This is a genomic window from Curtobacterium sp. MCBA15_013 (genome assembly GCF_001865095.1).
Taxonomy (GTDB): domain Bacteria; phylum Actinomycetota; class Actinomycetes; order Actinomycetales; family Microbacteriaceae; genus Curtobacterium.
In genome coordinates, this window is sequence record NZ_MJGQ01000042.1 from 6267 (window position 1) to 7220 (window position 954).

The 954-nt window shown below is 75.2% G+C and carries 1 protein-coding gene; it reads left to right on the top strand.

Annotation, left to right across the window (positions count from 1 at the left end):
- Positions 1 to 954 (top strand): bifunctional lysylphosphatidylglycerol flippase/synthetase MprF (locus tag BIV01_RS13870; protein WP_175473734.1); only part of this gene is annotated, 954 nt, incomplete at both ends.

A 954-nucleotide genomic window follows, 5' to 3' on the forward strand; every position in this document is an offset into this window, starting at 1 on the left:
CGTCCTCGTCGTGCTGCGGCGGTCCTTCACGGTGCTCACCAGCCGGCGCCGCGTCGTCGCCTTCGCGGTCACCGTCGGTGCGGCCGCGGTCGGCATCGTCGTCGTGGTGCTGGTCGTCGCCGCGTCCTCGGCGCACCACGTCGAGGACCCCCTGCGGCTGGCGCTCGCCGCCCTCGGCCCGCTCGCACCGGTGAGCTTCTGGGACCGGCTCCCGTCGCTCGACCACGCGCTCCGGCTCGTGCTCGGGCTGAGCGGACCGGTGCTCTGGCTGGTCGTGGCGATCGCCGCCGTCCGGCCGACCGGGGCCGTCGAACCCGACACCGACGCCGACGCTGCACACGCCGACCGCGAGCGCGCCCGCGCCCTGCTCGTCGCCGGTGGCGGGGACGCGTTCGGCTGGATGACGACCTGGCAGGGCAACGCCTACTGGTTCGCCGAGGACGGTCGCGCCGGCGTCGCCTTCCGCCGCAACGGCCGCGTCGCGGTGACGGTCGGCGGGCCCTTCGGCTGGCCCGACGCCCGCACGGCGGCGATGACCGCGTTCGCCCGGTGGTGCGACGACAACGGCTGGACGGCGGTCTTCTACGGCATCGGTGCGGAGACCGCCGGGGTGCTCACCGCGCAGGGCTGGGCGACGCTCCCGGTGGCCGAGGACGCCGACTTCGACCCCCGGACGTGGACGACGAGCGGGAAGAAGAAGCAGGACGTCCGGACCTCGGTGAACAAGGCGGCGCGCGAGGGCCTCACCGCGACCTGGTCGAGCTGGCAGCAGCTGCCCGCGTCCACCACCCGGCAGATCGAGGCGATCTCCGAGGAGTGGGTCGCCGAGCGCGAGCTGCCCGAGATGGGGTTCACCCTGGGCGGGGTCGACGAGATGCGCGACCCCGCGGTGCGCACCCTCGTCGCGCAGGACCCCGAGGGCACGGTGCTCGCGGTCACCAGCTGGTTGCCGGG